Source organism: Shigella flexneri 2a str. 301 (assembly GCF_000006925.2).
Classification (GTDB): Bacteria; Pseudomonadota; Gammaproteobacteria; order Enterobacterales; family Enterobacteriaceae; genus ECMA0423.
Genome location: NC_004337.2, coordinates 2369375 through 2393427, shown reverse-complemented (window position 1 = coordinate 2393427; position 24053 = coordinate 2369375). Strand labels below are relative to the sequence as shown.

20 protein-coding genes, 2 pseudogenes and 1 other annotated feature are annotated in these 24053 nt (G+C 52.7%); of the genes and pseudogenes, 11 read left to right on the top strand and 11 right to left on the bottom strand.

Translation table 11 applies throughout. The annotated features are described in order from the left end of the window. The first annotated feature begins 280 nt into the window (after positions 1-280). The 7 genes from menF (at position 281) to pmrD (ending at position 7428) form a co-directional block, all read left to right on the top strand. The gene (menF, locus tag SF2344; protein NP_708151.4) at positions 281-1351 is read left to right on the top strand and encodes an isochorismate hydroxymutase 2; all 1071 of its coding nucleotides are present in this window, start codon (positions 281-283) and stop codon (positions 1349-1351) included. Positions 1352-1439: 88 nt separating this feature from the next. Continuing rightward, on the top strand, positions 1440-3110 hold the full coding sequence (gene menD, locus SF2343) for a 2-succinyl-5-enolpyruvyl-6-hydroxy-3-cyclohexene-1-carboxylate synthase (RefSeq protein ID NP_708150.2): 1671 nt from the start codon (positions 1440-1442) through the stop codon (positions 3108-3110). Beyond that, positions 3107-3865, top strand: a complete 759-nt coding sequence (yfbB, locus tag SF2342; protein NP_708149.1) for a 2-succinyl-6-hydroxy-2,4-cyclohexadiene-1-carboxylate synthase — start codon at positions 3107-3109, stop codon at positions 3863-3865. Before menD ends, yfbB begins: the two co-directional genes overlap by 4 nt. A gap of 14 nt (positions 3866-3879) precedes the next feature. After that, on the top strand, positions 3880-4737 hold the full coding sequence (gene menB / locus SF2341; RefSeq protein NP_708148.1) for a 1,4-dihydroxy-2-naphthoyl-CoA synthase: 858 nt from the start codon (positions 3880-3882) through the stop codon (positions 4735-4737). Further along, entirely contained in the window at positions 4737-5699 is a 963-nt protein-coding gene (gene menC, locus SF2340; RefSeq protein NP_708147.1) for an O-succinylbenzoate synthase, read from the top strand. Before menB ends, menC begins: the two co-directional genes overlap by 1 nt. Then, entirely contained in the window at positions 5696-7051 is a 1356-nt protein-coding gene (gene menE, locus SF2339) for a 2-succinylbenzoate-CoA ligase (RefSeq protein ID NP_708146.1), read from the top strand. The genes menC and menE overlap by 4 nt, the downstream gene beginning before the upstream one ends. Positions 7052-7155: 104 nt before the next feature. Beyond that, entirely contained in the window at positions 7156-7428 is a 273-nt protein-coding gene (gene pmrD, locus SF2338; protein ID NP_708145.1) for a signal transduction protein PmrD, read from the top strand. Here the strand turns inward: pmrD and SF2337 are convergent. The 6 genes and pseudogenes from SF2337 to SF2332 all read right to left on the bottom strand — a co-directional run bounded on the left by SF2337 (position 7422) and on the right by SF2332 (position 14738). Continuing rightward, complete coding sequence (locus SF2337; RefSeq protein NP_708144.4) at positions 7422-7808, bottom strand: 4-amino-4-deoxy-L-arabinose-phospho-UDP flippase; 387 nt, start codon at positions 7806-7808, stop codon at positions 7422-7424. The two genes, pmrD and SF2337, sit on opposite strands and share 7 nt — an antisense overlap. A 331-nt stretch (positions 7809-8139) precedes the next feature. After that, positions 8140-9792, bottom strand: coding sequence for a 4-amino-4-deoxy-L-arabinose lipid A transferase (gene arnT, locus SF2336; RefSeq protein NP_708143.2), 1653 nt, complete (start codon positions 9790-9792; stop codon positions 8140-8142). Further along, complete coding sequence (locus SF2335; RefSeq protein NP_708142.1) at positions 9792-10682, bottom strand: 4-deoxy-4-formamido-L-arabinose-phosphoundecaprenol deformylase ArnD; 891 nt, start codon at positions 10680-10682, stop codon at positions 9792-9794. Before SF2335 ends, arnT begins: the two co-directional genes overlap by 1 nt. Beyond that, positions 10679-12660: pseudogene (locus SF2334) on the bottom strand. Before SF2334 ends, SF2335 begins: the two are co-directional and overlap by 4 nt. Further along, positions 12660-13628: an undecaprenyl phosphate 4-deoxy-4-formamido-L-arabinose transferase gene (locus tag SF2333; RefSeq protein NP_708140.1), complete on the bottom strand. Its 969-nt coding sequence runs from the start codon at positions 13626-13628 to the stop codon at positions 12660-12662. Before SF2333 ends, SF2334 begins: the two are co-directional and overlap by 1 nt. 3 nt (positions 13629-13631) lie before the next feature. Continuing rightward, the gene (locus SF2332; RefSeq protein NP_708139.4) at positions 13632-14738 is read right to left on the bottom strand and encodes a hypothetical protein; all 1107 of its coding nucleotides are present in this window, start codon (positions 14736-14738) and stop codon (positions 13632-13634) included. Positions 14739-15102: 364 nt separating this feature from the next. On the opposite strand from SF2332, the gene ais reads away from it, so the two are divergent. Continuing rightward, the gene (gene ais, locus SF2331; protein NP_708138.2) at positions 15103-15681 is read left to right on the top strand and encodes a lipopolysaccharide core heptose(II)-phosphate phosphatase; all 579 of its coding nucleotides are present in this window, start codon (positions 15103-15105) and stop codon (positions 15679-15681) included. Positions 15682-15719: 38 nt separating this feature from the next. On the opposite strand, the gene yfaO is transcribed toward ais, so the two are convergent. Further along, positions 15720-16229, bottom strand: a complete 510-nt coding sequence (gene yfaO, locus SF2330) for a nucleoside triphosphatase NudI (protein ID NP_708137.3) — start codon at positions 16227-16229, stop codon at positions 15720-15722. Positions 16230-16423: 194 nt separating this feature from the next. On the opposite strand from yfaO, the gene SF2329 reads away from it, so the two are divergent. The 3 genes and pseudogenes from SF2329 to SF2327 all read left to right on the top strand — a co-directional run bounded on the left by SF2329 (position 16424) and on the right by SF2327 (position 18780). Further along, positions 16424-16966 carry a hypothetical protein gene (locus SF2329; protein ID NP_708136.2) on the top strand — a complete coding sequence of 181 codons (543 nt, stop codon included), beginning with the start codon at positions 16424-16426 and terminating at the stop codon, positions 16964-16966. 86 nt (positions 16967-17052) lie between these two features. Beyond that, positions 17053-18255: a hypothetical protein gene (locus SF2328; RefSeq protein NP_708135.1), complete on the top strand. Its 1203-nt coding sequence runs from the start codon at positions 17053-17055 to the stop codon at positions 18253-18255. A 54-nt stretch (positions 18256-18309) separates the two neighbouring features. Beyond that, positions 18310-18780, top strand: a sequence feature (Similar to Escherichia coli K12 conserved hypothetical protein gi: 1788578 (268 aa). BLAST with identity of 98% in 153 aa. This CDS has been truncated. The sequence has been checked and is believed to be correct.). After that, positions 18310-18780, top strand: a pseudogene (locus tag SF2327). Its footprint overlaps the feature before it by 471 nt. A 40-nt stretch (positions 18781-18820) precedes the next feature. Here the strand turns inward: SF2327 and yfaD are convergent. The 4 genes from yfaD to glpA all read right to left on the bottom strand — a co-directional run bounded on the left by yfaD (position 18821) and on the right by glpA (position 24028). After that, positions 18821-19771: a hypothetical protein gene (gene yfaD / locus SF2326; protein ID NP_708134.1), complete on the bottom strand. Its 951-nt coding sequence runs from the start codon at positions 19769-19771 to the stop codon at positions 18821-18823. A 192-nt stretch (positions 19772-19963) separates the two neighbouring features. Next, on the bottom strand, positions 19964-21154 hold the full coding sequence (gene glpC, locus SF2325) for a sn-glycerol-3-phosphate dehydrogenase subunit C (protein NP_708133.2): 1191 nt from the start codon (positions 21152-21154) through the stop codon (positions 19964-19966). Beyond that, entirely contained in the window at positions 21151-22410 is a 1260-nt protein-coding gene (gene glpB / locus SF2324) for an anaerobic glycerol-3-phosphate dehydrogenase subunit B (protein ID NP_708132.2), read from the bottom strand. Before glpB ends, glpC begins: the two co-directional genes overlap by 4 nt. Continuing rightward, entirely contained in the window at positions 22400-24028 is a 1629-nt protein-coding gene (glpA, locus tag SF2323) for a sn-glycerol-3-phosphate dehydrogenase subunit A (protein NP_708131.2), read from the bottom strand. The genes glpB and glpA overlap by 11 nt, the downstream gene beginning before the upstream one ends. Positions 24029-24053 lie beyond the last annotated feature (25 nt).

Sequence of the window (24053 nt, the reverse complement as noted above, 5' to 3'; positions counted from 1 at the left end):
CATTTTTTTTGTAGTACCCCGTATAATGTGAGGCTTTTAACAGGGAGAGGTCCGCGTGCAATCACTTACTACGGCGCTGGAAAATCTACTGCGCCATTTGTCGCAAGAGATTCCGGCGACACCCGGCATTCGGGTTATCGATATTCCTTTCCCTCTCAAAGACGCTTTTGATGCCTTGAGCTGGCTGGCCAGTCAGCAAACGTACCCGCAATTCTACTGGCAACAACGTAATGGTGATGAAGAAGCTGCCGTCCTGGGCGCGATTACCCGTTTTACGTCGTTGGACCAGGCACAACGTTTTCTTCGCCAGCACCCGGAACACGCTGACTTACGCATTTGGGGGCTGAATGCTTTTGACCCGTCGCAGGGCAATTTACTTTTACCCCGCCTGGAATGGCGACGCTGTGGCGGTAAAGCCACGCTGCGGCTGACGCTATTCAGCGAAAGCTCCCTTCAGCACGATGCGATTCAGGCAAAAGAATTTATCGCCACACTGGTGAGTATCAAGCCCTTGCCTGGGTTACATTTAACCACCACGCGAGAACAACACTGGCCGGACAAAACGGGCTGGACGCAATTAATCGAACTGGCAACGAAAACCATCGCCGAAGGTGAGCTCGACAAAGTGGTGCTCGCTCGGGCAACTGACCTGCATTTCGCAAGTCCGGTCAACGCGGCGGCGATGATGGCTGCCAGTCGTCGACTGAATCTGAATTGCTACCATTTTTACATGGCCTTTGATGGCGAAAATGCTTTTCTTGGCTCTTCACCGGAACGGTTATGGCGGCGGCGTGACAAAGCGCTGCGTACTGAAGCGCTGGCGGGAACAGTAGCAAATCATCCTGATGATAAGCAGGCGCAGCAGTTAGGAGAGTGGCTGATGGCGGATGATAAAAACCAGCGCGAGAACATGCTGGTGGTGGAAGATATCTGCCAACGATTACAGGCCGATACCCAGACGCTGGATGTTTTACCGCCGCAGGTACTGCGTCTGCGTAAAGTGCAGCATCTTCGCCGCTGTATCTGGACTTCACTCAACAAAGCGGATGATGTGATCTGTTTACATCAGTTGCAGCCAACGGCAGCAGTTGCTGGCTTACCGCGCGATCTGGCGCGACAGTTTATCGCCCGTCACGAACCGTTCACCCGAGAATGGTACGCCGGTTCTGCGGGCTATCTCTCATTACAACAAAGCGAATTCTGCGTTTCCCTGCGCTCAGCAAAAATTAGCGGCAATGTCGTGCGATTATATGCTGGCGCGGGCATTGTCCGTGGTTCCGACCCCGAGCAAGAGTGGCAGGAAATCGACAACAAAGCGGCAGGGCTGCGTACTTTATTACAAATGGAATAGTAATGAGTCGCATCATTACCGATTCATATCAATAATCTATTTTTGTAGCTCCTTATACTTAGCCGCAATATTGATACCGGACAAACTCATGTCAGTAAGCGCATTTAACCGACGCTGGGCGGCGGTCATTCTGGAAGCATTAACGCGTCACGGCGTCAGACACATCTGTATCGCCCCAGGCTCGCGTTCTACACCGTTAACGTTAGCGGCGGCGGAGAATTCCGCATTCATTCACCACACCCATTTCGATGAGCGTGGGTTGGGGCATCTGGCGCTGGGGCTGGCGAAAGTCAGCAAGCAGCCGGTGGCGGTGATTGTGACCTCCGGCACGGCGGTGGCAAATCTCTATCCGGCACTGATTGAAGCCGGGTTAACCGGAGAAAAACTGATTCTCTTAACCGCCGATCGCCCGCCGGAGCTAATTGACTGCGGCGCGAATCAGGCAATTCGCCAGCCGGGAATGTTCGCCTCTCACCCCACGCACAGTATTTCATTGCCGCGCCCGACCCAGGATATCCCCGCACGTTGGCTGGTTTCTACCATCGACCACGCTCTCGGTACGCTTCATGCGGGGGGAGTCCATATCAACTGCCCGTTTGCTGAACCGCTGTATGGCGAAATGGACGATACCGGGCTTAGCTGGCAACAGCGTCTGGGTGACTGGTGGCAGGACGACAAACCGTGGCTGCGTGAAGCGCCTCGTCTGGAAAGTGAAAAACAGCGCGACTGGTTCTTCTGGCGACAAAAGCGCGGCGTGGTGGTTGCCGGGCGCATGAGTGCGGAAGAGGGCAAAAAAGTTGCCCTGTGGGCGCAAACTCTTGGCTGGCCGCTGATTGGCGATGTGCTGTCACAAACCGGGCAGCCGCTGCCGTGTGCCGATCTTTGGTTAGGCAATGCCAAAGCGACCAGCGAGCTGCAGCAGGCGCAAATTGTGGTGCAACTGGGAAGTAGCCTGACGGGGAAACGGCTCCTGCAATGGCAGGCAAGCTGTGAACCAGAAGAGTACTGGATTGTTGATGACATTGAAGGGCGACTTGATCCGGCACACCATCGCGGACGTCGCTTAATTGCCAATATTGCCGACTGGCTGGAGCTGCATCCGGCAGAAAAACGCCAGCCCTGGTGCGTTGAAATCCCGCGCCTGGCGGAACAGGCAATGCAGGCGGTTATTGCCCGCCGTGATGCGTTTGGCGAAGCGCAACTGGCGCATCGCATCAGCGACTATCTGCCTGAACAGGGGCAATTGTTTGTTGGTAACAGCCTGGTGGTACGTCTGATTGATGCGCTTTCGCAACTTCCGGCAGGTTACCCGGTGTACAGCAACCGAGGGGCCAGCGGTATCGACGGACTGCTTTCGACCGCCGCAGGCGTTCAGCGGGCAAGCGGCAAACCGACGCTGGCGATTGTGGGCGATCTCTCCGCGCTTTACGATCTCAACGCGCTGGCGTTATTGCGTCAGGTTTCTGCGCCGCTGGTATTAATTGTGGTGAACAACAACGGCGGGCAAATTTTCTCGCTGTTGCCAACGCCGCAAAGCGAGCGTGAGCGTTTCTATCTGATGCCGCAAAACGTCCATTTTGAGCACGCCGCCGCGATGTTCGAGCTGAAATATCATCATCCGCAAAACTGGCAGGAACTTGAAACGGCATTTGCCGACGCCTGGCGCACGCCAACCACCACGGTGATTGAAATGGTGGTTAACGACACCGATGGTGCGCAAACGCTCCAGCAACTTCTGGCGCAGGTAAGCCATTTATGATCCTGCACGCGCAGGCAAAACACGGAAAACTAGGTTTACCCTGGCTGGTGTTTTTGCACGGTTTTTCCGGCGATTGCCACGAATGGCAAGAAGTGGGCGAGGCGTTTGCCGACTACTCACGGTTGTATGTTGATCTCCTAGGTCATGGTGGTTCGGCGGCGATTAGCGTCGATGGATTTGATGATGTCACCGACTTACTGCGTAAAACCTTGGTTAGTTACAACATCCTTGACTTCTGGCTGGTGGGGTACTCGCTTGGCGGACGGGTGGCGATGATGGCGGCTTGCCAGGGGCTGGCGGGGCTTTGTGGGGTTATTGTCGAAGGCGGGCATCCGGGGCTGCAAAATGCTGAACAACGTGCGGAACGTCAGCGTTCCGATCGCCAATGGGCGCAGCGTTTTCGCACAGAACCGTTAACGGCGGTATTTGCCGACTGGTATCAACAGCCTGTTTTTGCCTCGCTCAATGACGATCAACGCCGGGAGCTGGTGGCGCTGCGCAGCAACAATAATGGCGCAACCCTTGCCGCCATGCTGGAGGCGACTTCTCTCGCCGTCCAGCCTGATTTACGTGCTAACCTTAGCGCCCGCACATTTGCGTTTTATTATTTATGTGGTGAACGTGACAGCAAATTCCGCGCCCTGGCGGCGGAACTGGCTGCCGACTGCCATGTCATTCCTCGCGCCGGACATAACGCGCATCGGGAAAATCCCGCTGGCGTAATCGCAAGTCTGGCGCAGATCTTGCGTTTCTGACTAAAGGACACAATATGATTTATCCTGATGAAGCAATGCCTTACGCACCGGTTGAATGGCACGACTGCTCCGAAGGTTTCGAGGACATTCGTTATGAAAAATCCACCGACGGTATCGCAAAAATCACCATTAATCGTCCGCAGGTGCGCAATGCCTTCCGTCCTCTGACGGTAAAAGAGATGATCCAGGCACTGGCAGATGCGCGTTATGACGACAATATCGGCGTGATCATTCTGACTGGCGCAGGCGATAAAGCGTTCTGCTCCGGTGGTGACCAGAAAGTGCGTGGTGATTACGGCGGCTATAAAGATGATTCCGGCGTACATCACCTGAACGTGCTGGACTTCCAGCGTCAGATCCGTACCTGTCCGAAACCGGTTGTCGCGATGGTGGCTGGCTACTCCATCGGCGGTGGTCACGTTCTGCACATGATGTGCGACCTGACTATCGCAGCAGATAATGCCATCTTCGGTCAGACTGGCCCGAAAGTCGGTTCCTTCGACGGCGGCTGGGGCGCTTCCTACATGGCTCGTATCGTCGGGCAGAAAAAAGCGCGAGAAATCTGGTTCCTGTGCCGTCAGTACGACGCAAAACAGGCGCTGGATATGGGCCTTGTCAACACCGTGGTACCGCTGGCGGATCTGGAAAAAGAAACCGTCCGTTGGTGCCGCGAAATGCTGCAAAACAGCCCGATGGCGCTGCGCTGCCTGAAAGCTGCGCTGAACGCCGACTGTGACGGGCAGGCGGGGCTGCAGGAGCTGGCGGGCAACGCCACCATGCTGTTCTACATGACGGAAGAAGGTCAGGAAGGTCGCAACGCTTTCAACCAGAAACGTCAGCCTGATTTCAGCAAATTTAAACGGAATCCGTAATGCGTAGCGCGCAGGTATACCGCTGGCAGATCCCCATGGACGCGGGGGTGGTTCTGCGCGACAGGCGGTTAAAAACCCGCGACGGGCTGTACGTTTGCCTGCGTGAGGGCGAGCGCGAAGGGTGGGGGGAGATCTCCCCACTGCCGGGCTTCAGCCAGGAAAACTGGGAAGAGGCGCAAAGCGTGCTGCTTGCCTGGGTAAATAACTGGCTGGCAGGCGATTGCGAGCTACCGCAGATGCCTTCCGTGGCCTTTGGCGTAAGCTGTGCATTGGCAGAACTGACAGATACGTTGCCGCAAGCAGCCAACTACCGTGCGGCACCGCTGTGTAATGGCGATCCGGACGATCTGATCCTCAAACTTGCCGATATGCCGGGCGAGAAAGTGGCGAAGGTCAAAGTGGGATTGTACGAAGCGGTGCGCGACGGCATGGTGGTGAATCTGTTGCTGGAGGCAATTCCGGATCTGCATTTGCGTCTTGACGCAAATCGCGCCTGGACACCGCTGAAAGGTCAGCAGTTTGCCAAATATGTTAACCCGGATTATCGCCACCGCATCGCGTTTCTCGAAGAGCCGTGCAAAACCCGCGATGATTCGCGAGCGTTTGCCCGTGAAACCGGCATTGCCATTGCCTGGGATGAAAGCCTGCGCGAGCCGGATTTTGCCTTTGTGGCTGAAGAGGGCGTGCGCGCGGTAGTTATCAAACCCACGCTCACGGGCAGTCTGGAAAAAGTACGCGAGCAGGTACAGGCGGCGCATGCGCTGGGGCTGACGGCGGTGATCAGTTCTTCCATTGAGTCGAGCTTAGGTCTAACGCAACTGGCGCGGATTGCTGCCTGGTTAACGCCAGACACCATTCCGGGACTGGACACGCTGGATCTGATGCAGGCGCAGCAGGTTCGTCGCTGGCCGGGGAGCCCACTGCCGTTAGTGGACGCTGATGTACAGGAGCAGTTGTTATGATCTTCTCTGACTGGCCGTGGCGTCACTGGCGGCAAGTGCGGGGAGAAGCCATCGCCTTACGTCTTAATGACGAGCAACTCAACTGGCGCGAGCTTTGTGCTCGCGTCGATGAGTTAGCTACGGGCTTTGCGGCGCAGGGGGTGGTTGAGGGCAGCGGCGTGATGTTGCGGGCGTGGAATACGCCGCAAACGCTGCTCGCCTGGCTGGCGTTACTGCAATGCGGGGCGCGGGTGTTGCCCGTGAACCCTCAGCTGCCGCAACCGTTGCTTGAAGAATTGCTGCCCAATCTGACGCTGCAATTTGCGCTGGTGCCGGATGGGGAAAACACGTTTCCGGCATTAACGTCGCTGCACATTCAGCTGGTTGAAGGCGTACATGCCGCTGCGTGGCAGCCGACGCGTCTGTGCTCAATGACGTTGACCTCGGGTTCTACCGGTTTGCCGAAAGCCGCTGTCCATACTTATCAGGCCCATCTTGCCAGTGCGCAAGGTGTGTTATCGCTGATTCCGTTTGGCGATCACGATGACTGGTTGCTCTCTTTACCGCTGTTTCACGTCTCCGGTCAGGGAATTATGTGGCGCTGGTTATACGCTGGTGCGCGGATGACGGTGCGTGATAAACAGCCATTGGAGCAAATGCTGGCAGGCTGTACTCACGCTTCACTGGTGCCAACACAACTCTGGCGTTTGCTGGTTAACCGCAGTTCCGTTTCCCTGAAAGCGGTGTTACTTGGCGGCGCGGCTATCCCGGTCGAGTTGACGGAACAGGCGCGCGAGCAGGGGATTCGTTGCTTTTGCGGCTATGGTCTGACCGAGTTTGCCTCCACGGTATGTGCGAAAGAAGCCGACGGCCTGGCAGACGTTGGTTTGCCGCTGCCGGGTCGGGAAGTGAAAATCGTTAATAATGAAGTGTGGCTGCGGGCTGCCAGTATGGCAGAAGGTTACTGGCGTAACGGGCAACTGGTTTCACTGGTTAATGACGAAGGCTGGTACGCTACGCGCGATCGCGGTGAGATGCATAATGGCAAGCTGACCATTGTCGGACGTTTAGACAATCTGTTCTTCAGTGGCGGTGAGGGTATTCAGCCGGAAGAAGTCGAGCGTGTTATTGCTGCACATCCTGCGGTTTTGCAGGTGTTTATCGTTTCCGTTGCCGACAAGGAGTTTGGTCATCGGCCGGTAGCGGTGGTGGAGTATGACCAGCAAACCGTTGATCTTGGCGAATGGGTGAAAGATAAGCTGGCTCGTTTTCAACAACCGGTGCGCTGGCTGACTTTACCGCCGGAGCTGAAAAACGGCGGTATTAAAATTTCACGTCAGGCGCTAAAAGAGTGGGTGCAACGTCAGCAATAATTAACCCTCCGTTTCACTTCTCATTTCTGCCATTCCATTGCCGTTGATAAAGAGTTTATCTGTTAATCTGTAAATTGATGTGAAAACTCTTAGCAAACAGGATAATGCAATGGAATGGCTGGCACAAAAAATCGTGCTGCAATAAACAAGATAACAGACATGTACTTATGCTCTGCGATGCTGGCGGCGCGATAAAAATGATCGCCGAAGTGAAGAGTGACTTCGCCGTGAAAGTGGGGGATTTACTCTCGCCTTTGCAGAATGCGCTTTATTGTATTAATCGTGAAAAGCTGCATACGGTGAAAGTCCTCTCGGCAAGCAGTTATAGCCCCGATGAGTGGGAACGGCAGTGTACAGCGGCAGGGAAAACTCAGTAACGTTGTTTTGTCGTGGGCAGGAAAATCAGCATCAACCCGCTCATAATACAGGCTACTCCCAGTAGTGCTTTCAGCGAAAAAGTCCCTTCCCAGCCGGGAAGTACCATTGAAGCAATCCATACCAGCACATAACTCATACTGAGCAAGGCATAGGCTTTGCTTAGCGCAAGTTTATGTAGCGTTTTATACCAACAAAAAACGGAAAGCAGATAACCCAGCAGCCCGAGTAACAGTATCCGGGCATCCAGGCCAAAAGCTAACAGAGCCGCGATAAAATCCCATAAGTGCGTCATCGGCGGCAGATGACTTGCCGCAAAACCCAGGCTTAATTGCGCAACTGAGGCAATAATGACGCTGAATAATCCCCATATCAGGCACATTACACCGTACTCCCGAGGATCACAATGCCACCAATAATGAACGCCACCCCACACCAGTGACGCGGCGATACCGGTTCGTGCCACAGTTTTACTGCAGCCAGCGTCACCCAGACAAAATTCAGACTTAACATCGGGTAGGCAATGCCTACCGGTACGTTCTGCAAGACCAGCAGCCAGAGCATCATGGCAAGACCAAGACAAGCCAGCGCCAGTCCCAGCCACAGCACGATATGTTTGCGCCGTTTGTTTATCGCCACAAAGCAGGTTGCCTGTTTCTGACACAACTGCCCGGCAACGCTAAGCAAGCTGGCAAAGACTAATGTTAGCCAGATCATTTGGGACGATACTGAATCAGCACCAGACGCTCCTGACGAACGATGGCATCTGCGGGCGGAATGGCGAGACTGTTGATATCTTCATCGCGGTCAACCGAAAGCACGAGTGTAATAATCCCCTCCTGACGATGTTGATTAAGCCAGTTTGCGAACTCATCACCGCTGACAAATCTCCCTTTCGCATCCGGATAATTAAGGCCGTATTTCAACTCACCTGTCTGGCGATACATGATGATGTCATCGCGTTGCAGGCTCCATGCCAGACCTGCGGCAACACCGACGCTATCAGTAAGAATATAGCGGCTTGGCTGAAGTGATTCTTGTGTCATCTCGACAAAAAATTGCGGATGTTTTCCTTCCATGACTCTGTCAGGAATTGAAAATCCTACCAGCAACGCCAGCCCCAGCGGGCAAAGCGCGGCGAAAGACCAGGTCTTTTCGACGTTTGTTAAGGTGTACCAGCCGAAAAATGCCCATAGCGAAAAAATCGACCAGGCACAAAAGACTTTATAGCTCTCGAAGGTTTGCCACACCGGCGTGTTCATTGGTCCCCAGGGGGAGATCACAAATGTGGCAATAATGCCAGTGACGCCAAAAGCGATGTTAATCCAGCCATTAATCCGCAGCGCCAGAGGATTATTTTTTGCTGCCAGCAACGCGTAATGCGCCAACAGCATTGCCAGAGGTGCAAAGCAAGAAAGAATATAGGTGGGCAATTTGCCTTTAGCGACGGAGAAAAACAGCAGCGGCATTATCGTCCAGCTCAACAAATAGACGGTTGCGGAATGCTTGCGGTTTTTCCAGCCTGTGTACAGTGCACCGGGGAGTAATCCCAGCCACGGCAGGCTACCGGCAATGATGACCGGCACGTAGTACCAGAACGGAGCTCTATGTTGGGCATCATCTAGTGCAAAGCGTTGAATATGCTCAACCCAGAAAAAATAGTGCCAGAAGTCAGGCTCCCGCTGCGCTATCGCCAGTCCCCAGGGGAGAACCGTCAGTACGCAACTGATAACCGCCAGCCAGCCGTAAATAAAGAGATCTTTCCAGCGTTTTTGCGTCGCTACCCATGGCAGCACGCTTAATACCGGCACGGCAAGGGCGAGAAAACCTTTGGTCATCACCCCCATGCCGCAGGTGATTCCCAGCAGTAAAAATCCTGCGCTTTTGCCTTTCCACGTCTGTGCCTGCATTGCCAGCCAGAAGCTGCACATTCCCGCCACCAGCCAGAATGCAATAAACGGATCGAGCACGGCATAAGTGCCGATGGCATAGACAATAAACAATGAGAGATAAATTACTGTGGCGAGTAGAGCCAGACGTTTATCGCGCCATAAGCGCAGAGTAAACCAGGTCACCAGCGCGGCAGTTAACAGGGTCGCAAAGATAACGCCTGCCCGCACACCAAAGTTATTCGCGCCAAATAGCCATTGCCCAATGCTGTTAATCCAGTATCCGGCAATGGGTTTTTCGAAATAACGTAGCCCTAACAGATGGGGCACAATCCAGTCGCCGGATGCCAGCATTTCTCGACTGATTTCCGCATAACGCGTTTCATCGGGTTGCCAGAGCAGACGCGTGCTGATCGGTAACAGGTAATAGCAGGCAATAAACGCGAAGATGCCGATAAGGTAACGTACCGATTTCATCAGCGACTACCCGCAATTTGTTGGCAACCCAGCCAGCCTTCACGTCCGGCAATATTTCCGCGAACAACTTGTCCGAGCGGCAACGTCTCTGATAACAGTTCGCTTAAAGGGCAAAATGTCACGCCTTCCTGAGCTGCGCGTTTGAGGAGATCCACAAAATTATGCTGATAAGCGCAGCCTTCAACTTCTGCATGAATGGTATAAACCGGCGTGCCTTTATCTCGCAGGATGCGGTTGAGTAACCAACCGTTAAAATCTTCTGCTTTCACATCCCGACCAATCACTTCATCCCAGGTGGGTAAGGTCACCGGAATTTGCGCAGTGCCAGGGTTTCCTGATTCAAGCAGTGGACGGAACGGTATGGCCCCACGACAATCGCTGTTGTAGCGCAAATGGAACGCTTCTTTTGCTTCGATCACCTTCTGGTCGGCACGCCAGCCCGCAGCGGCAGAACAGGTTACCGGTTGACCGATAATCTCTTCCAGAGTGCGAAGACCGCGTGCAATATCGTCGATCATTGTTTGCCGATCCCAGTTACCGCTACGGGCTTGCCAGGCATGGTGATCCCAGGCGTGCAGACCGACTTCGTGATGTTTAGCCGCTTCACGAATGATATCGGCATTGGCATGACCAATCTCTTTACCTGGCCAGGCCGTACCTGCCAGTAAAATATCCCAGCCATAAAGCGATGCCGCGTTTGAGCGCAGCATCTTCCACAAAAACTGTGGCTTCACCAGTCGCCAGAGATGGCGGCCCATATTGTCCGGGCCGACGCTGAAAAAAATGCTGGCCTGAATATTATGCTTACTCAAGATTTCCAGCAGACGCGGCACGCCTTCACGGGTGCCACGAAAGGCATCGACATCAATGCGTAAGCCTACTTTGGTCATGATGGTTTATCCGTAAGATCAACGGTGCGCAGGAAGAAATCCAGCGTTTCGTCGATGGTTTCCTGCATATCAATTTTCGGCTCCCAGTCCAGGCAGCGGTGGGCATTGCGGATGCTCGGTTTACGATGCTCTACGTCCTGATATCCTTTGCCGTAGTAGCAGCTACTTTCGACAACGCGAAAGCCCGCAAACGGTGGGAAATGATGGCGCAGCGGATGTTTTTCGAAGCTCGCCAGCAGCATCTCGCCCAGTTCCTCAATGCTCGCTTCGTTCTCAGGATTGCCAATGTTGATAATTTCGCCGTCGCAGCGATTTCCCGCATTTTCGATAATGTGGTACAACGCCTCGATACCGTCCCGGATATCAGTAAAGCAGCGTTTTTGTTTTCCGCCATCAATTAGCTTAATTGGTGAACCTTCTACCAGATTGAGAATGAGTTGCGTAATAGCGCGGGAGCTGCCAATTCGCGCTGCATTAAGGTTATCCAGTCGTGGTCCCATCCAGTTAAACGGGAGGAAGAGGGTGAACTGTAAACCCTCTTTTTCGCCATAGGCCCAGATCACCCGATCAAGTAATTGTTTTGACACCGAATAAATCCAGCGTGGTTTATTCACCGGGCCGACGATTAAATTAGAATGGTCCTCATCGAAGTATTTATCGCTACACATCCCATAAACTTCTGAAGTTGACGGGAAGATGATTCGCTTACGGTACTTAACGCAGTAGCGGATAATGCGCAGATTCTCTTCAAAATCGAGTTCAAATACGCGCAGCGGGTTGCGGGTATATTCAATCGGCGTGGCTATCGCCACCAGCGGCAAGACGACATCACATTTTTTGACGTGATACTCAATCCATTCGGAATGAATACTGATATCGCCTTCGACAAAGTGAAAATGTGGATGATTCAGAAAACGGCTTATCGCATCGCTGCCAATATCCAGACCGTAAACTTCATAATGATCTTCGCGCAGCAGGCGTTCTGTCAGATGGTTGCCAATAAAGCCATTCACCCCGAGGATGAGTACCCGGGTACGGCGTCGGGCGGTGCAGGCAGGCTGGCTATTCAAGCGTGAACCTTGCACCAGGCCCAGCATCTGCGCTAATTGCGAGCCCTGCATAGTAATGCCGTCGCCCGCCTGTCCGGTGACGATTTCCAGCGCGCCATCGCCACAGGCAATCAGCAGTGGCGCAACAGAAATCACGCTCCCCGGCTGTGCTTTGCTGGCATGAGGATGAACACGCGACGACCAGACGGTGAATTTCTGATTGCCAACATAGCTGAAGGCACCCGGCCACGGATCGGCAACGGCACGTACCATGTTGTGCAGTACGGATGCCGGTTTATGCCATTCAAGGAAACTGTCATCCGGCGTTCTGCGACCAAAACAGGTGGCTTCGTTTTCGCGCTGGGCGATTTCCAGAATATTACCGTGTTTAATGGCGGGTAATGTCTGTTCCAGTAGCTGGCGCGCGGCATGGCACAATTTATGATGCAGCGTAATAGCGATATCGTCTGGCGCAATGGCAACGCGCAGTTGCGCCACAATGGCCCCAGCATCGGCACGTTTACCATTCGGTGCAATGTAACGCCCGTTTCCGTTTCACCGTTCACCAGCACCCAGTTCAGCGGCGCGCGACCACGATATTTTGGTAACAGCGAACCGTGCAGATTAAATGCACCTGCGGGAGCGAGCTGAAAAATCTCGTCGCAAATAAGATGGCGATAATAAAAAGAGAAAATCACCTCTGGTGACAGTTGGGCAATGCGTTCCACCCACAGCGGATGATTAACGTTATCCGGCGCATAAACCGGAATGTCTCTTTCCGCCGCCAGATGAGCCACCGAACCATAAAAGGCTTTTTCACCGGGATTATCGGTATGGGTAAAAATGGCGCTAATTTCGTAACCGGCAGCCAGCAGAGCTTCAATACCGAGGCATCCCATATCGTGGTAGGCAAAAACGACGGTTTTCATTATTCATTTTCCTTGCTGGATGGACGGATAACTTGCTGAACAAAATAGCGGGGGCGGGCGCGGACATCGGTGTAGATCCTGCCGATATATTCACCGAGTAATCCCATGCCGATAAACTGAGCGCCAATAAAAGTAAACAGCACGGCAAATAGCATAAAGACGCCTTCTGCCGCCCATTGTGGTCCGAAGGTCAGGCGTAAAATCACCAGCAGCACCGCAATGCTAAAACCTCCAATCGCAATAATGCTGCCGAGCAGACTCAGCATACGTAGCGGCGTTGTGGTAAGGCAGGTCACCAGGTCGTACATCAAATTAATCAGGCGCATAAAACTGTATTTGGATTCACCAAACTCACGCTCGGCATGATGTACTGGAATTTCAATTGCACGGCGGGCGAAGATATTCGCCAGAATCGGGATAAAGGTGCTGCGTTCATGGCAGTGCAACATCGCATCGACAATATGACGGCGATAGGCGCGCAGCATACAACCGTAGTCACCCATCGCTTTGCCAGTGGTGCGCTGAATAAGCCGGTTAATCATCTTCGAAGCTGTTTTACGAAACCAGCTGTCCTGGCGGTTCTGGCGTACAGTCCCTACCACGTCGTAACCTTCATCGGCTTTTGCCACCAGGCGGGGGATTTCTTCTGGCGGATTCTGGAGATCGGCATCAAGGGTAATAATTAAGTCGCCAGTAACGTGACTGAATCCCGCCATAATCGCTGAATGTTGCCCGTAATTGCGGTTAATCAAAATAGACACAATATGGCTGTTCTCCGCTTGTGAGGCTTCGACCAGCATATGCGCGGAATTATCGCTACTGCCGTCATCAATCAGCAGGATCTCATACTCTTTCCCCAACGATTCACAGGCTGTGGTGGTGCGCCTGATTAATTCCGGTAAGCTTTCCTGCTCGTTATAAACGGGAATAACCACCGAGACTTTCTTAACAGGGTGGATTTCAAACATGGCTTATTGTCCTGCGAGTTGCTGAAGGGCTGTGATGACGCGGTCGGCATCGGCGGTAGTCATATCCGGGAACAGCGGCAACGAACAGATGCGTTCGCTATTCCATTCGGTATTCGGTAACGACAGCGTGGGAAAACGCTCGCGATAATATTTTTGTGTGTGAGCGGCGCGGAAATGTAACCCGGTACCAATGCCTCTTTCTTTTAACGCTTCCATCAACGCATCGCGACTGATACCACAACGTTGTTCATCGACACGAATAATAAACAGATGCCAGGCGTGAACGTGCGGCCAGGCGGGAAGGCTTAATGGCTGAAAGGGGAGAGCTGCCAGTGCTTGCTGATATTGCTGGGCAATTTCGCGCCGACGGGTGTTGAGGTGCTCTAATTTGACTAACTGTGTCAGGGCAATCGCGGCGTTAATATCGGTCAGATTGTACTTATAGCCCGGTGTTAAGACTTCAGCCTGCGGTGCACGGCCCCAGGTTTGTCTGTCATAGGCATCGACACCCAGACCGTGAAATTTCAGCATCCGTAGCTGGCGGGCAAGGTTTTCATTATCAGTTACAATCAGGCCACCTTCAGCACAGGTAATATTTTTAATGGCATGAAATGAAAAAATAGCGGTACCTTTTGCGCCAATATGTCGCCCTTTGTAATACGTACCGACGGCATGGGCAGCATCTTCGATAACTGCGATGCCGTAACGTTCGCCAATGGCGCGAATGGCGTCAATATCTGCTGGCGCACCGGCATAATGCACCGGAATGATGGCTTTAGTGCGTGGCGTAATGGCTGATTCGATCGCTTCAGGCGTGACCATCAGCGTATCGCGGTCGACATCCACCATTACCGGCGTTGCACCCAGCAAGGAAATCATATTGAGGGTTGAAACCCAGGTCAGGGAAGGCGTAATCACTTCATCGCCCTTGCCAATTTCCAACGCCATTAGCGTGATATGCATTCCGGCGGTGGCTGAACTGACCGCGATGGCATGCTGATTTCCCGTCAACTGGCAAAAGGCTTGCTCAAGCGCCTGATTCTTCGGACCGGTTGTGATCCAACCGGATTCGAGAACCTCTTTAACTGCAGCGAGTTCCTCCACGCCCATTGCTGGTCGCGAAAAAGGCAAAAATTCTGACATTGCTTTTCCTTCCGCCATTGAATACCTGTCCACTTATATTTGCTATAAAGAGTGTTGTGTATATTTTGCCATTTGGAGCGAAATTTTAAGGATAGAATATTAACTTAACCTTAAGAAACTAATATTAGACGTAAATATTGAAATTTTTATATTTTTTCTTATTTAGGCTTTGCATTTGGCAAAAATTTGAGGCATTTTGCCGACATCGTAGGATTTTTAATATTACACCAACTGCTAATTATCGCCAGAAATGTCGCTCAATTTCACGGTAATTGTCTGGTTGCGCTTGTCTATAGGTGGAGTTTACGTGTTAGCTTTTTGCCGCTCATCATTGAAGTCAAAAAAATATTTCATCATTTTACTGGCGCTCGCTGCAATTGCCGGACTGGGTACTCATGCCGCCTGGAGTAGCAATGGTTTGCCACGTATCGACAATAAAACATTGGCCAGACTGGCACAGCAGCACCCGGTTGTCGTTTTGTTTCGCCATGCTGAACGTTGCGATCGTTCAACCAATCAATGCTTGTCAGATAAAACAGGTATTACGGTTAAAGGTACCCAGGATGCCCGTGAACTGGGCAACGCTTTTAGCGCTGACATCTCTGATTTCGATCTTTATTCCAGTAATACCGTCCGGACCATTCAGTCGGCGACCTGGTTTTCCGCGGGTAAAAAGCTGACGGTAGATAAACGACTTCTTCAGTGCGGTAATGAGATTTATAGTGCAATTAAGGACTTACAAAGCAAAGCGCCTGATAAAAATATCGTTATTTTCACCCATAATCATTGCCTGACATATATTGCTAAAAATAAGCGTGATGCGATATTTAAACCTGATTATCTGGATGGTTTAGTCATGCATGTGGAAAAAGGCAAAGTTTATCTGGATGGGGAATTCGTTAACCACTAAATTTTCAATCTGACAGCCAGTGATGGCTGTCATCATTGTTAAAGAAGACCTTTCAAACGTAACGTTTTTCGGGTGGCAACATTTAAATCATAATGCACCAGATCTTCAGGTTTTACCCACGCGTAGTCCTGAAACTCTTCGTTTATTTTCACTTCTCGGTTGGCAGAAACGCAGTCAAAAATCAGGTAAATCATATAAATCTCTTCCTTGCGACCATCTGCATATGTCTTGGTGCGAATATCATCGCTGAAGGTCCACGGCGTGATTTCTGTCAAAAGCAGCTGTTCTCCCAGTTCTTCGCGAATTTCGCGGCGTAGTGCCTCTTCAATTCGTTCGCCAGACTCCACGCCGCCACCCGAAAGCGCCCATTGACCGGGGAAAACGCCGCGATCGTCGGCCATTTTGCACAGCAAATAAGCACCATCATTTTGAATCAAAGGGCATACAATAGTCCGTTGTCGCACAGGGGTATTCCTTATAAATAAAAAGAAACCATGAGAATACGGTAACTCAGAAATATGTGAAAGTGACAGTAATCTCTTTTGCAATGATAACTGCACTTATTATTATTTTTGTGTGTATCGGTAAAGTGTGTTTATTTTTTCGGCGTTTAATTATTTAAGAAGTATTTAGTTACAATAAGTGACTAGATCCCTTTTTTCGCTCATTGAATCCTCTGTGCCAGGCAGTACAATCCCGCAGCTTTGGGAATTTTGATTAATTGCTTGTGGGAAAGGGGATAATGAAAAAAATTGCGCTAGCAGGTCTGGCCGGAATGCTGTTGGTTTCTGCATCGGTCAATGCAATGAGCATCAGCGGCCAGGCGGGTAAAGAATACACCAATATTGGTGTCGGTTTTGGGACTGAATCGACGGGCCTGGCTTTAAGCGGTAACTGGACACATAACGACGACGACGGTGACGTCGCGGGCGTGGGGCTGGGGTTGAATCTGCCTCTCGGGCCGTTAATGGCGACCGTTGGCGGAAAAGGCGTGTACACCAACCCGAATTACGGCGATGAAGGTTATGCCGCAGCGGTAGGAGGTGGTTTGCAGTGGAAAATTGGCAACAGCTTCCGTTTGTTTGGCGAGTATTACTACTCTCCGGATTCGCTCTCCAGCGGTATTCAAAGTTATGAGGAAGCGAATGCTGGCGCGCGTTACACCATTATGCGTCCAGTCAGTATTGAGGCGGGTTATCGCTACCTGAATCTGTCGGGTAAAGACGGTAACCGCGACAACGCTGTGGCTGACGGCCTGTATGTTGGGGTTAACGCCAGTTTCTGATCCCTTCCGGCGCGGCATTCAGTTTCTTACTACGCCTTATCTCCCTTTGCGTTATAGTGATTCGATAACAAAAGCAGGAGATAACCATGTTAAAAGTGGAAATGCTATCCACCGGGGATGAAGTGTTATACGGGCAAATCGTTGACACTAACGCTGCCTGGCTGGCCGATTTTTTCTTTCATCAGGGGCTGCCATTATCTCGCCGCAATACGGTGGGGGATAACCTTGATGACTTAGTCACCATTCTTCGCGAACGTAGTCAGCACGCCGATGTGCTGATCGTTAACGGCGGGCTGGGACCGACCAGCGATGATTTAAGCGCACTCGCCGCTGCGACAGCAAAAGGTGAAGGCCTGGTGCTGCATGAAGCCTGGCTCAAAGAGATGGAACGCTATTTCCACGAACGTGGACGAGTAATGGCACCGAGCAACCGTAAACAAGCGGAGCTGCCTGCCAGTGCTGAATTTATCAATAACCCGGTAGGCACCGCCTGTGGTTTTGCCGTGCAGCTTAATCGTTGCCTGATGTTCTTTACTCCCGGCGTACCGTCAGAATTTAAGGTGATGGTCGAGCACGAAATCCTGCCGCGCCTGCGCGAGCGTTTTTCTTTACCACAGCCGCCGGTTTGTCTGCGTTTAACTACCTTTGGTCGTTCGGAAAGCGATCTGGCACAAAGCCTGGACACTCTACAACTGCCGCCGGGCGTAACAATGGGCTATCGCTCCTCAATGCCGATCATCGAACTGAAACTCACCGGACCGGCAAGCGAGCAACAGGCGATGGAAAAACTGTGGCTGGACGTTAAACGTGTTGCCGGACAGAGCGTGATTTTCGAAGGCACCGAAGGACTGCCCGCGCAGATCAGTCGCGAATTGCAAAACCGCCAGTTCAGCCTGACGTTGAGCGAGCAATTCACCGGTGGTTTATTGGCTTTGCAACTTTCTCGCGCAGGTGCTCCATTGCTGGCGTGTGAAGTGATTCCTTCACAGGAAGAAACCCTGGCGCAAACTGCGCACTGGATTACAGAACGGCGGGCCAACCATTTTGCCGGGCTGGCACTGGCTGTTTCGGGTTTCGAGAACGAGCATCTCAACTTTGCGCTAGCCACGCCAGACGGCACTTTCGCTCTGCGTGTGCGTTTCAGCACTACACGCTACAGCCTGGCTATCCGTCAGGAAGTGTGCGCAATGATGGCACTGAATATGCTACGCCGTTGGTTAAACGGCCAGGACATCGCTAGTGAGCATGGCTGGATTGAGGTTGTTGAGTCCATGACTTTATCCGTCTGATTTCGCCACTCTGTGCCGGTTTACTGCACCGGCACATTCCCCCTCCGGCAAAATTTGTCCAACCCTCCCTACGGTGAGCGTGGTGTTGGGGCCAGTGTGGCACGGGCTGCGCGCTGGGGACGCATTGAGAATTACATGGCGCAAGTCAACGATTCGCTTTGTCTGTTAGTGCAGGTGGAAAGTAAAACGGCACTGGATAACCTGGACGAGATCCTCGACGTCGAAGGGATTGATGGCGTGTTTATTGGACCAGCGGATCTTTCTGCGTCGTTGGGCTACCCGGATAACGCCGGGCACCCGGAAGTGCAGCGAATTATTGAAACCAGCATTCGGCGGATCCGTGCTGCGGGTAAAGCGGCTGGTTTTCTGGCTGTGGCTCCTGATATGGCGCAGCAATGCCTGGCGTGGGGAGCGAACTTTGTCGCTGTTGGCGTTGACACGATGCTCTACAGCGATGCCCTGGATCAACGACTGGCGATGTTTAAATCAGGCAAAAATGGGCCACGCATAAAAGGTAGTTATTGATATCAAAGGCCCATGGGGATCGGCTGTGGGCCTGTGTTAATTAGTGGTTATTCGCTGCCAGATCGGCTTCGCTTAGCTGGGTGGCCGCGAGCACTTGGTCACGATCAATGCCCTGTTCCAGCATGCGCAAAGCAATTTTAATGGCTTGTTCATGCATACCTTCCTGCAAACCTTCTAATTTACCTTGCTGCAAACCTACTAATTTACCTTCTTGCCAGCCAATTTGATGTCCTTCCTGCCGTAGCCGTTCAGCAATAGTCATTAATCTCTCCTTTTGTAGTGGTGAACGTTCGGCAATCTCCTGAATAAAACGGGTGAAACGGGAGGTATCGCCGCATTGCAGCAGATAATTAAACAGTGTTTGTAGCTGGCTGTCATTAGTGAAGCCTCTAACCAAAAGCGTGGTGATCCTGTCGACCATGCCGATTAAATCGTGGTCGCGAATATGCTTTTGAATCAGTTCCAGCAGAGCTATACGCCGATGTTGCATGATCTCATCGTCAGGTACGATGGTGATATCCACCAACGGAAAAGCTTCGGTGTACAACTGCCGGGCAAGTTGCGGATCGTCAAACTCATCCAGCCAGTTAAGTGAGTACGGGTAGGGCGATGTTTCGCCATGATAAAACAGCAATGGCACCACCAGCGGAACTCTGTCATAGCCTTTATCTAGGTGACTCTGCATGGCGGCAGTGGCATAGCGCATTGGCCGAAAAGCCATATTCTTTTCTGCAGAGCTTTGATGTTCAATCACGCAGTAGATATAGCCGTCACCGTCGCTGGTTTCCACGGACCACAAAACATCCGAGTAGTAAGCGCGTAAACTTTTTTCAATAAAACTAGTGGGTTCCAGGCGTAAGGTTTGCAGGTTGCAAAGCTTGCGCAGTGGTTCTGGTAAATGTATTTCGAGAAAATCCCGTGCGGTTTCGGGTGTGAATATAAAGGTTTTAAATACCGCATCATGCGGGGAGGAGGTTGTTGATTCGGTCATGGTTGTCCGTCACCTGATATTTATGATGACGCGACATTACGGTTATCCCAGGCCTTTGACATCTGCCAGTTTCAGCCTTTGCGAGACGTTTTCAGAGGAATTTTCACTGCGTTGCAACGCATACATTGGGCACGGAATCGTGTACGCAAAAATGCCCGGTAACCACATGCTTACCGGGCATCAGAAGGGAGTTTAAGCCAGCGCCTGGGCCAGTAGCGTAATCGGATGTTCGCAGCGAAGACTTGTGGACATCTCAATCTGCCATTTACAGGTTTCGCAGTCGGTGACCACCAGATCTGCGCCGCTTTCTTCTATCTGGCGGAACAGTGGTGCGCCGATGGCTTGTGAGGTGGGGTAGTTCTCTTTTTTGAAACCGTAAGTACCCGCAATACCGCAGCACTGGGAATCCAGCACCGTTAACTCAAGCCCCGGGATGTTACGCAACAGCTCCAGGGTGTAGAGCGTCCAGCCCATTTTTTCCATATGGCACGGAGTGTGATAAACCACTTTCAGCGGCAGCGGTTTCAGCGGTAACGTTTTGCCTTCGTCCAGCTTGCACCACAGCCAGCGGGTTGCCAGTTCGATATGATCGCGCAAGCCTTTGTTGTCGACATTCAGCACTTCCGGGTATTCGTCGCGCAGGGCAAATGTACAGGTTGAGGAGGTGGCAATCACCGGAATGCCTTTTACTCCCACAGCTTCGCGGATCGACTCTACATTCGTAATTGCCTGTTTGCGTGCTTTATCGGTAAAGCCGTTGGCGATTAGCGGTACGCCGCAGCATTTTTCTTTGCTGAGCAGTTGTACACCGGTACCCATTGCGTTGAGCACTTTAATTAAATCTTTACCTAACTGCGGATGGTTGTAGTTAACGAAGCAGCCGTGAAAGAAAGCGACCTGGTCTTTATATTGTGCTTGCTGAGCCGCTATGCTGCGATACCAGCGACGGAACGTGCCGAAGGAGTATTTCGGTAGCGTGCGACGATGATCGATTTTTAACGCCGCATCAAGCAGCTGCCGCACCGGTTTCAGCGAGGTAGCGGTGTTGACGATTGGTGCGAACGGCGTGGAAACGCTACCCATCAGGTCGGTATGACTCAACACAAAATTACGCAGCGACGGGCGCGTGGTGTCATATTTCGCCCGCGCGCGCTGGATAATATCGCCAATCTTCACATCGGACGGGCAGGCGACTTCACAACGTTTGCAGTTGATGCAATATTTCAGCGCCTCGTCATACAGTGCGCCATCTTTCAAACGCAGACGCTCGCCATCCGGCCCGGCTTGTTTTGGCCCTGGATAACCGGGATTCACCCGGCTCACCGGGCAGGCGGTGGTGCAGACGGTGCACTTAATGCAGTTTTCGAAGCTGGTGTCGTTCATTGTTGGCCTCCTGCGCGTTGGGCAATCTGTTGAGCGGCATGTAAAGCACTGACGGCACAAACACCGCCGCCGCATCCCTGGGCGATGGGATCAAATCCGCCCAGCACCGAACCGATGGCAAACAGGTTCTCAATGGTTTGCCCTGCCTGCGACGGGCGTAGCGTCTCATCAGTGGTTACACCGAACTGCTGCCACGGTTGCGGCGCAAAAAAATCGCCCTTATACCATTCACCCCGCGTGGCGGTTTGTAGCACATCAAGGCCGAGAATCGTCTCGCGAATGCCGTTACGTTCCGCTACTAGTCCGCCACTAAAGAAACTGCCGCTGGCGAGAACCGCGAAACGTGGACGTAGCGGAATATCGGCGTGATTGCGGGTCCAGATTTCATTCACTACGCCATTTTTACAGGTCACTTTTTTCACTTCATCGCCCGGCATCCACACTCCACCTTGGCGCACAAACTGGCGCTGTAACTGGTTTTGCAGACGAATGCCCAGCACGGAAGGCGGCAGCGTTGGCAAAAGCATCAGTGAACAAGGTAGTTTTTCATTCAACCAACGCCACAGTTTGTCATCGGCCAGGCCGAAGCAGGCGGGCATCAGGATCATTTCGCAGGTATTGGCGACAGGAATAAGCGCATCAAGTAACAGCGGCCAGTTTTCTTCATTATCAAGGAAACGGGCGATATTCACCGCGCGAAATTCGGTGGCGTTATTGCGCAGGACATCCAGTTCCGGCAGCTCTATTTCTGCGGTTTCAACCGAAAGATCCAGTTCGCGCAACGAAGCCGCCGCAAGATGCGCCTGGAAATCCATCAGCCCGCTTATCCCCACTACACATATCTTCTTCGCGGGTAGCGGCCAGACGGGAACTTCTGGCGAACTTAACCAGGTTGCACGCAAAGTGCCGAGCGGCGTAATCCGCTGGTGAGCCAGTTCTACGCTGCCCTGCAATTGCGCACCGCTTTCAGCGATTAATGCCTGCGCCTGGCAAGCGAGATCGAGCACGCGTTGTGGCCCGAGAAGAGAGTAAGGATGTGCAGGTGCCTGCTGACGCAAAGATTCCAGTCCACTGTGAATGTCTGCCACGGGTTGACCATCTGGCAGATGGCTCAGCAAATCCAGCGAACCGGATGAGAAATGCAACGCGCTTTGACCACGCGTGACAATGGCACAGCGCAGGCCGTGTTTTTGCAGTTGCAGGCCACAGAGTAATCCGGCGAGGCCGCCGCCCATAATGACAGTATCAAAGCGCATCTTTCTGCTCCTTCTCCAGACCACACAGTCCCTGATAAACCCAGCGGGTAAATTCGCTTTCGCGCAGTGCGTCTCCCCAGGCGATGGGTTGCACGCCTTTCCAGCGTTCGTTAAGGAAGGTGGAAAGTTGCTCGATAGATTGCGCGGACGTCGTGACGTTAAACCGTTGCAGCAGTCCGGCAGCGCGGCAGGCGCAGAGTTCGCCCTGGCAGGTGCCCATCCCCACACGGGTACGACGGCGTAAATCCAGCAGGCTATTAACGTTTAAATTTTCTACCGCGTACTGCACTTCACCCGCAGTTACCGCTTCGCACTCACATACCAGGCTACGGTGTAGACGGCCTTCGCTCAGCCAGGCAGGCGTGCGATCGCCATGACGATAAACCGCAGAACCGCGCAGCGGGGCAGGCAGGGAGATGACTTTACGCAAGGTAACTTCAGCGGGTTCTTGTGAACCAGGCAGTGCCAGATCGGCAGTCGTACAGGGGCGCGTGTTGCCCAGTTTGCGGCATACCGCGTCGGTAGCCCATTCAGCCATCAGCCGATAGGTCATCAGTTTGCCACCGGTGATGGTGATAAATCCGTCCAGACCATCGCGTTCAGCATGGTCGAGCAGCACGATGCCACGGCTGACGTTACGTCCGCTCGGGTCGTCATCGCTGGCAACCAGCGGGCGCACGCCAGAATAGGCCCGCAAAATGCGCGTTTTCGCCATCACGGGGGCCAGTTTTTCCCCTTCACGCAGCAGAATATCAACCTCTTCTGCCGTCACTCGATTATCGTCAATCTCGTTGTAATCAATACGTAAAGAGGTGGTACCAATCAGCGAAATGGTATCGCCAGGCACCAGAATATCGGCGTCGGAAGGTTTACGGCAGCGGTTGATCACATGCTGGTTAATGCGGTGATCCATGATCAGCAGCGATCCTTTCGCCGGGAACATGCGAATGCGCAGATCGGCATATTCGGCAATGTGTTGCCCCCAGATCCCAGCGGCATTAACCACGACAGGTGCATGAAGGGCCTGAGTTTCGCCGGTGAGATGGTTACGTACACGAACACCGCACACCGTCGCGCCTTCACGAATCAGCCCCGTGACTTCATGAGCGGTAAGGATAACGGCACCGTGTTCTTTGGCATCCAGCATGTTTGCTGCGGTCAGACGAAATGGATCAACGGTGCCATCCGGAACTTTCACCGCGCCAATCAGTGCCGGGTTAACGGCAGGTTCGATAATGCGCGCTTGCTGCGGGTCTATAGCTTCTGCGCTGATCCCTGCTTCTTCGCAGGCGCGAATAAAAGTGGCCTGGAATGAGAGGTCATCTTCCGGCAGGGTGATAAACAGGCCGTTGGTTGGTTCAACGCAGTGACGTGCAATGCGTTTCAGGATCTGGTTTTCACTAATGCATTCGCGGGCCGATTCCGCATCGGTTACTGCATAGCGCGCACCGCTGTGCAGCAGGCCGTGGTTACGCCCGGTGGCACCGGTTGCGATGTCGTGGCGCTCAACCAAAATCACGCGCAGCCCGCGCAGGGCACAGTCGCGGGCAATCCCGGCTCCCGTTGCGCCGCCGCCAATGATAATCACGTCACTTGATTGCGAGTCGCGAGTTTTCATTGTCATCCCTCTGAAGTTCGTTTTT

Excerpts from the sequence above, each read along its gene's own strand:
- menD (NP_708150.2), top strand. The coding sequence starts at position 1,440 with ATGTCAGTAAGCGCATTTAACCGACGCTGGGCGGCGGTCATTCTGGAA.
- yfbB (NP_708149.1), top strand. The coding sequence starts at position 3,107 with ATGATCCTGCACGCGCAGGCAAAACACGGAAAACTAGGTTTACCCTGG.
- menB (NP_708148.1), top strand. The coding sequence starts at position 3,880 with ATGATTTATCCTGATGAAGCAATGCCTTACGCACCGGTTGAATGGCAC.
- menC (NP_708147.1), top strand. The coding sequence starts at position 4,737 with ATGCGTAGCGCGCAGGTATACCGCTGGCAGATCCCCATGGACGCGGGG.
- menE (NP_708146.1), top strand. The coding sequence starts at position 5,696 with ATGATCTTCTCTGACTGGCCGTGGCGTCACTGGCGGCAAGTGCGGGGA.
- pmrD (NP_708145.1), top strand. The coding sequence starts at position 7,156 with ATGCAATGGAATGGCTGGCACAAAAAATCGTGCTGCAATAAACAAGAT.
- SF2337 (NP_708144.4), bottom strand. The coding sequence starts at position 7,808 with ATGTGCCTGATATGGGGATTATTCAGCGTCATTATTGCCTCAGTTGCG.
- arnT (NP_708143.2), bottom strand. The coding sequence starts at position 9,792 with ATGAAATCGGTACGTTACCTTATCGGCATCTTCGCGTTTATTGCCTGC.
- SF2335 (NP_708142.1), bottom strand. The coding sequence starts at position 10,682 with ATGACCAAAGTAGGCTTACGCATTGATGTCGATGCCTTTCGTGGCACC.
- SF2333 (NP_708140.1), bottom strand. The coding sequence starts at position 13,628 with ATGTTTGAAATCCACCCTGTTAAGAAAGTCTCGGTGGTTATTCCCGTT.
- SF2332 (NP_708139.4), bottom strand. The coding sequence starts at position 14,738 with ATGGGCGTGGAGGAACTCGCTGCAGTTAAAGAGGTTCTCGAATCCGGT.
- SF2329 (NP_708136.2), top strand. The coding sequence starts at position 16,424 with ATGAAAAAAATTGCGCTAGCAGGTCTGGCCGGAATGCTGTTGGTTTCT.
- SF2328 (NP_708135.1), top strand. The coding sequence starts at position 17,053 with ATGTTAAAAGTGGAAATGCTATCCACCGGGGATGAAGTGTTATACGGG.
- yfaD (NP_708134.1), bottom strand. The coding sequence starts at position 19,771 with ATGACCGAATCAACAACCTCCTCCCCGCATGATGCGGTATTTAAAACC.
- glpC (NP_708133.2), bottom strand. The coding sequence starts at position 21,154 with ATGAACGACACCAGCTTCGAAAACTGCATTAAGTGCACCGTCTGCACC.
- glpB (NP_708132.2), bottom strand. The coding sequence starts at position 22,410 with ATGCGCTTTGATACTGTCATTATGGGCGGCGGCCTCGCCGGATTACTC.
- glpA (NP_708131.2), bottom strand. The coding sequence starts at position 24,028 with ATGAAAACTCGCGACTCGCAATCAAGTGACGTGATTATCATTGGCGGC.